General features: G+C 73.6%; 4 protein-coding genes. All 4 read left to right on the forward strand.

Features of this window, described 5'->3' with window-relative positions:
• Positions 1-10: 10 nt before the first annotated feature.
• The 4 genes from AB3M81_RS15215 to AB3M81_RS15230 all read left to right on the forward strand — a co-directional run bounded on the left by AB3M81_RS15215 (position 11) and on the right by AB3M81_RS15230 (position 6413).
• Complete coding sequence (locus AB3M81_RS15215) at positions 11-2125, forward strand: acyltransferase family protein (RefSeq protein WP_412904768.1); 2115 nt, start codon at positions 11-13, stop codon at positions 2123-2125.
• 42 nt (positions 2126-2167) lie between these two features.
• Positions 2168-3262 (forward strand): acyltransferase, encoded by a 1095-nt coding sequence (locus AB3M81_RS15220; protein WP_412904769.1) that lies wholly within the window; start codon positions 2168-2170, stop codon positions 3260-3262.
• A 93-nt stretch (positions 3263-3355) separates the two neighbouring features.
• Positions 3356-4915: a glycosyltransferase family 4 protein gene (locus tag AB3M81_RS15225; protein ID WP_412904770.1), complete on the forward strand. Its 1560-nt coding sequence runs from the start codon at positions 3356-3358 to the stop codon at positions 4913-4915.
• 7 nt (positions 4916-4922) lie between these two features.
• Entirely contained in the window at positions 4923-6413 is a 1491-nt protein-coding gene (locus tag AB3M81_RS15230) for a glycosyltransferase family 2 protein (RefSeq protein WP_412904771.1), read from the forward strand.
• Positions 6414-6566 lie beyond the last annotated feature (153 nt).

The raw sequence follows: 6566 nt of genomic DNA on the forward strand, positions 1-6566 counted from the left end.
GCCCGATCCCATGGACCAGCTCGACACCGCCCCCGCCACCGCACGTCGCGAGCCGCGCGCCCCCGGCTCACGCCGTCGACCCGCCGCGCCGCGGCCGGCGCGGCGCCTGCGTCCCGAGATCCAGGGCCTGCGCGCGGTCGCCGTCGGCGCCGTCGTGCTCTACCACCTGGGGCTCTCGTCCTTCACGGGCGGCTACGTCGGTGTGGACGTGTTCTTCGTGATCTCGGGCTTCCTCATCACGTCCCACATCGCGTCGCGCGTCGAGCGCACGGGCTCGCTCGGGCTCGCCGACTTCTGGGCCCGGCGCGCCCGGCGCCTGCTGCCGGCCTCGCTCCTCGTGCTGGCCGTCAGCCTGGTCCTGACGCGGCTGTTCGTCCCCGCGACGCTGTGGGAGCAGTCGCTGCGGCAGATCGTGGCCAGCACCTTCTACGTGCAGAACTGGGCGCTCGCGGGCGACGCCGTCGACTACTCCGCGCAGGGCAACACGCCGACCCTCGTGCAGCACTACTGGTCGCTCTCGGTCGAGGAGCAGTTCTACGTCGTGTGGCCGCTGCTCATCGCGCTCGCGCTGTGGGTCGCCCGGCGGGTGGCGCGCGCCGTGCCGACGCGGACCCTGCTGACCTGGCTGATCGCCGCCGTGACGGTCGCGTCGCTCGTGTGGTCGGTGGTCGCGACGGACGCCGACGCGAGCCGCGCCTACTTCGACACCCGCACGCGCATGTGGGAGTTCGGCGTCGGGGCGCTGCTGGCCCTGGCGCCCGTGCGCCTCGCGGCGCCGCTCGGCTGGCTCGGGCTGGCCGCGATCGCGTGGGCCGCCACGACGTACGACCACGCGACGGCGTTCCCCGGCTACACGGCCCTCGTGCCCGTCCTGGGCACCGCGCTCGTGATCGGCGCGGGCGGCTCGGGCTCGCGCTGGTCGGCCGACGGCCTGCTCTCGGTGCGTCCAGCGACGTTCGTCGGCGACGTCTCCTACGCCGTCTACCTGTGGCACTGGCCGCTCATCGTGTGCTGGCCCTACGTGCTCGAGAGCGAGATCGGAGCGCTCGACCGGACCGCGATCGTCGTGCTCACCCTCGCGCTGGCGTGGGCGTCGACGCGCTTCGTCGAGGACCCGCTGCGGTCGGGACCGTTGCTGCGCTCCGGACGGCGGACGCTCGTCGCCTCGGCGACGGCGATGGCGGTCATCGCGGCGGCCGCCGCGGGCCTGGTGTGGCAGCAGGGGTCCGCGATCGAGGCCGCGCGCGACCGCGCCGCGAACGCGGGTGACCGTGCGTGCCTGGGGCCCGCCGCCCTGGACCCCGGTGCCGACTGCGACCTCAACGCCACGCTCGACGCGGTCCTGGCCGACCCCACGGTCGTCGCCGCGGAGAACTCGAACCCCGTCTTCCCCGGCTGCCAGTCCGACCTGAACGATCCGGAGGTCGACTCGTGCCGGCTCGGCGACCGCGACGCGGACCGCGCGATCGCCGTCGTGGGCGACTCGCACGCGACGCACTGGTTCGGCGCCCTCGACGCCTGGGGGCGCGACGCCGGCTGGGCGGTCGTCACGTACACGCGGTCCTCGTGCCCGTTCACGACCACCCGCCGCACGCTGCCGGACGAGCCGAGCGAGCGCTACGAGCTCTGCGGCGAAGGCAACCGCCGCATCCTCGAGCGGCTCGAGGCCGACCCCGACGTCTCGCTCGTGGTGACCTCGTCGTACTCGAGCGCCTACGGCTGGGCCGACGACGAGGGCCGCGACGGGCTCGACGCCCTCGTCCCGGGCGTGCGCGAGGTCGCCGAGCGCCTCGAGGCCGCGGGCAAGCCGCTCGCCGTGATCCGCGACGTCCCGGCGGTCAAGGACAAGAAGAACGCCACCGACTGCCTGGCCCGGACCGGCTCGGTCGAGGCGTGCTCGCTGCCGCGCGACGAGGCGATGACGCCCGACCTGTACGCCGAGGCCGCGCGGGACCTGGACCTGCCCGTCATCGACCTGACCGACCGGTTCTGCGTCGAGGACACGTGCCCCGTCGTGATCGGCGACGTCATCGTCTTCCGCGACTACAGCCACCTCTCGTCGGACTACTCGCGCCTGCTCGGCCCCGCGCTGGGCGAGCGACTCGCGCCGCTGCTCGCGGACTGAGCAGCGGTGGTCCGTACCCGGCGACCTCGCTAGGTTGGCCCGGTGACCTCCGCGCCCGCGACACCCCGGCCGGAGGCGGACCACGAGTCCACCGTCTGGATCTCGTGGCTGCGGACCGCCGCGATCCTGGGCGTCGTCGCGATCCACTCGGTCGGCTACGACGCCGTGGCCGAGGACGCCCGCGCGACCATGCACGGCACGGTCGCCATCTGGCTCGACATCGCCGCGACGTGCGCCGTCCCGCTGTTCGTCATGCTGAGCGGCGCGGTGCTGCTGGACCCCCGCCGCTACCGCGGTCACGGCCCGTTCCTGCGCCGCCGCGCGGCCCGGCTCGTGCCGGCCGTCGTGTTCTGGCACGCCTGGTACTGGGGTCTGCTCTGGGTGATCACCGGCGAGCCGCTGCCGTGGGACGACACGCTCGTGCGGATCGTGTCGGGCAACCTCTACACCGCGCTGTACTTCCTGTGGATCATCATCGGGCTCGCCCTGCTGACGCCCGTCCTCATGGGGTTCGTCGCCTCGTCGAGCCGGCGCGCCGTGCTGGTCGCCGGCGCGGCGCTCGCCGCCATCCCGGCCCTGTCCGTGGCCACGGTCACGGCGCGCGAGGCCACGACCGTCCTGGCCGAGACGGCGTGGACGTGGTGGTTCGGCTACCTCGGCCTTTACGTGCTCGGCTGGGGCCTGCGCGGCGTGCGGCTCCGTGGCGTCGTGCTGGCGCTCGCCGCCCTCGTCACGGTCGCGCTGGGCGCGCTGGGCTGCTGGCAGTGGCGCAATCCCGAGGCCCCGGACTGGCTGCAGACCGTCAGCCCGGTGAGCTACTACGGCGTGGGCACGATCCTCTACGCGATCGGCGTCTTCCTCGTCGCGCAGGCGCTCCTGCAGCCCGACGGCGTCCTGCGCGTCCTCGTCCGCGGTCGTCCGGCGCGGCTGGGGACGCTGCTCGGCGGCGCGACGCTCGGCGTGTTCGGACTGCACCTGACGCTCGTGTGGCTGCTGCCCGAGCTCGGGTTCGGCGGCGAGGAGCCGGCCTCCGGCGCCGTCGGGCCGATGCTCGCGCGGCTCGCGGTCACCGCCGCGGCGGCCTACGCGATCGTGCTGGTGCTGCGGCGCGTGCCACTCGTCCGCGCGGTGCTCTGACGGCGGGCGTGGAGGTTCAGTAGCCTCGGCACAGATCCCCCCAGGTCCGTGCACTCTCGCGGACGAACGAACGATGAAGAGGTGCCCCGGCCCATGGGCCTCCACGACCTGCCTGCCGACCCGAGCGTCGCGCCGGGCCGACGCCACGACGTGCACGTCGTGATGCTGGCCGACAACCTCATCGTCGGCGACTCGCGCATCCAGAAGGAGGCCGCGTCGATGGCCGAGCTGGGCTGGCGGGTGACCCTCGTCGGCCGCCGGGCCCGGTTCGACGGGAAGCGGCGCCGCCGGTTCGGCGGCGTCCCGGCCCACCTCGTCTACGTCCTGCAGAACGCCGGGTCCAGCCCCCAGCTGGAGCGCTCCACGCTGCTGCGCAACCCGCTCGCGTACCCGACGCTGCGCCGCGAGCGGCACGCGAAGGCGATCGCCGACGCCGTCGTGGCGGACGCGCGGTTCCGCATCGAGGCCCAGAAGGTGCGCGGCCGCGACCGCGGCCCGCGGCGCTACACGTCGCGCGCCCGGATGGCGTGGGCGCGGCTGCGCCGCCGGGTGATCCTGCGGCGGCTGCGCGCCACCGAGTCGACGCGCCGCGCACGCGACCTCGCCAACGGGCCGGCCGACCGGCTCGCCACCGCATGGTGGCGCCTCGTGCGGCGCGGGGACGCGTGGCAGCGGCTCGACCCGGGGATCTGGGACTGGGAGGCCGCGTACGGCCCGGTCCTGGACCGGCTCCAGCCCGACCTCATCCACGCCAACGACCACCGCATGCTGCACGTGGCCGCGCGCGCCAAGGTGCGCGCCGCGATGCGCGGCCGCGACGTCCGCATCGTGTGGGACGCGCACGAGTGGATCAAGGAGCTCACCCCGTGGAGCCCGCGCGAGTCGTGGTTGCCCGCGCAGGTCCTGCTCGAGCGCGCGTTCGCGTCCTGGGCGGACGGCGTGGCCACCGTCAGCGACGAGCTGGCCGAGATGCTGCGCGAGGAGTTCGCCCTGCCCACGACGCCGTCGGTCGTGCGCAACGCCCCGCTCATGCGCACCGCGGAGGCGCCCGAGCGGACGATCCGCGAGGTCGTCGGCCTGCCGCGGGAGACGCCGCTGATCGTCTACTCGGGCGGCATCGCGCCCGTGCGGTCGGTCGACACCGCCGTCCGCGCGCTCGTGGACCTGCCGGGCGTGCACCTGGCGATCATCGCCAGGTACCCCGAGACCCCGCCCGCCTCGGACCTGTCGGACCTCGCCGCCGAGCTGGGCGTCGGGGACCGGGTCCACCTGCTGCCGTACGTCCCCGTGCCGCAGATCGTCCCCTTCATCTCCTCCGCGGACGCCGGGGTCAACACGCTGCTGCACCGGCCGAACCACGAGATCTCCCTCGTGACGAAGTACTACGAGTACGCCCAGGCGCGGCTGCCGATCCTCGTGTCGGACGTGCGCGTCATGGCCGAGACGACGCGCCGCCACGGCAACGGCGAGGTGTTCACGGCCGGCGACCCCGCCGATCTCGCCCGCGCGGCGCGCCTCGTCCTGGCCGACCCCGACCGGTACCGGAAGGCGTACGACGACCCGGACCTGATGCACCGCTGGAGCTGGGAGGCGCAGGCCGAGGTGCTCGACGCGCTCTACCGGCGCGTGCTCGAGCAGCCCCACCTAGAGTGAGACCGCCATGACTCCTTCCGTCTCCGTCATCATCGCGGTCTACAACACCGCCACGTACCTGCCCGAGACCCTCGCGTCGCTGGAGCGGCAGACCATCGGCTTCGAGCACGTCCAGGTCCTGCTGGTCGACGACGGGTCCACCGACGGCAGCGGCGCGGTCATCGACGAGTTCGCCGCGCGGCACCCGGACAACGTCGTCGCCGTGCACCAGCCGAACTCGGGCACGCCGGCCGTGCCGTTCAACCGTGGCCTCGACCAGGCGACGGGCCGCTGGGTGTTCTTCCTCGGCAGCGACGACTACCTCGACGACGACGCGCTGCGCGATCTCGTCGAGCGCGGCGACGAGTGGGGATCCGACGTCATCTTCGGCCGCATGGAGCCGATCGGCGAGCGCCACGTGCCGGTCAAGATCTACAAGTTCGGCACGGTCGCCGACCTGGACCTGTACTCCTCGCCCCTGCCGTACGCGCTGGCGAACTCGAAGATGTTCCGCCGCTCCCTCATCGAGGACCTGGGGCTTCGGTATCGGGAGGACATGCGCCAGCGCTGCGACCAGCCGTTCACCGTCACGGCGATGGTGCACGCCCGGCGGATCTCGGTGATCGACGGCGCGACGTACCACGCCCGTGCGCGCGCCGACCGCTCGAACGTCACGTACACCGCCGACGCGGCGGAGGTGTACGCCTCGACGGAGATCATCATGGACACGATCGCCGAGCAGCTGGCACCGGGACCGCAGCGCGACCACGTCATGCGCCGCCAGTTCGACACGACGATCCGGCACGACCTGCGCGACTCGCTGTCGCTGCGCGAGCCGGCCGAGCGCGAGTTCGTCTACGACCGGATCACCGAGCTGTCCGCGAAGTACCTGACGGACGACCTGTACCGCAGCATGAAGGTGATCCACCGCGCCATCCTGCGCGGAGCCCTCGACCGCGACACCGAGCGCATCCTGGCGCTGCTGGCCATCGCGGCGGGCGGCGAGCACGCCGTGGGACTGCACGTGGAGGGCGACCGTGCCTTCTTCACGTATCCCGGCTTCGACCCCGCCGGCGAGCACCGCGACGCGTACGAGATCACGCAAGAGCGGCCGACCAAGCGGATCGCGGCGCTGTTCTCCCCCGCGCGGGTCGCGATCGAGGACGACCTGGTCGTCGTGCGGGGCACCGCGAGCATCCACGGGACCCTGCCCCATCAGGGCCGCCTCGTCCGCGCAGCCTCGGCTCCGAGCCGCACGGTCCGCCGGACGGAGCCGCCCGAGCGGGGCCGCCGGGTCGATGCCCGCTTCGGGGACGGCGCCTACCGTCTCGCGATCGACGTGCGGTCGCTGTCGCAGCGCGAGTTCCGCCCCAGCATCGCGGTGGCGCTCCACGGCGAGTGGTACGACGTGCCGCTGCGGTTCGAGGGCTCGCGACCGCTGCGCCCGGGACTCCTGCGCCGCCGGCTGGGCGTCGCGCGCGCGGACGAGGCCGGTCACCTCGTCCTCGACCTCTCCTGAGGCGTCCACGCCGCCTCGTTCCGGGGTGGGGAGGAACGGTGCCGAAGTGTTGAGTTCGGGTGGATTCGGCGTGGGGCTGCTGTGGATCTGTGCTGCGTAGCGTTGATGACATCAACCCGGGCAGTCGCCCAGCACCGGCCGAACGGCCACCGA

Origin of the sequence: Aeromicrobium jepli (assembly GCF_047246605.1) — a bacterium.
Classification (GTDB): Bacteria; Actinomycetota; Actinomycetes; order Propionibacteriales; family Nocardioidaceae; genus Aeromicrobium.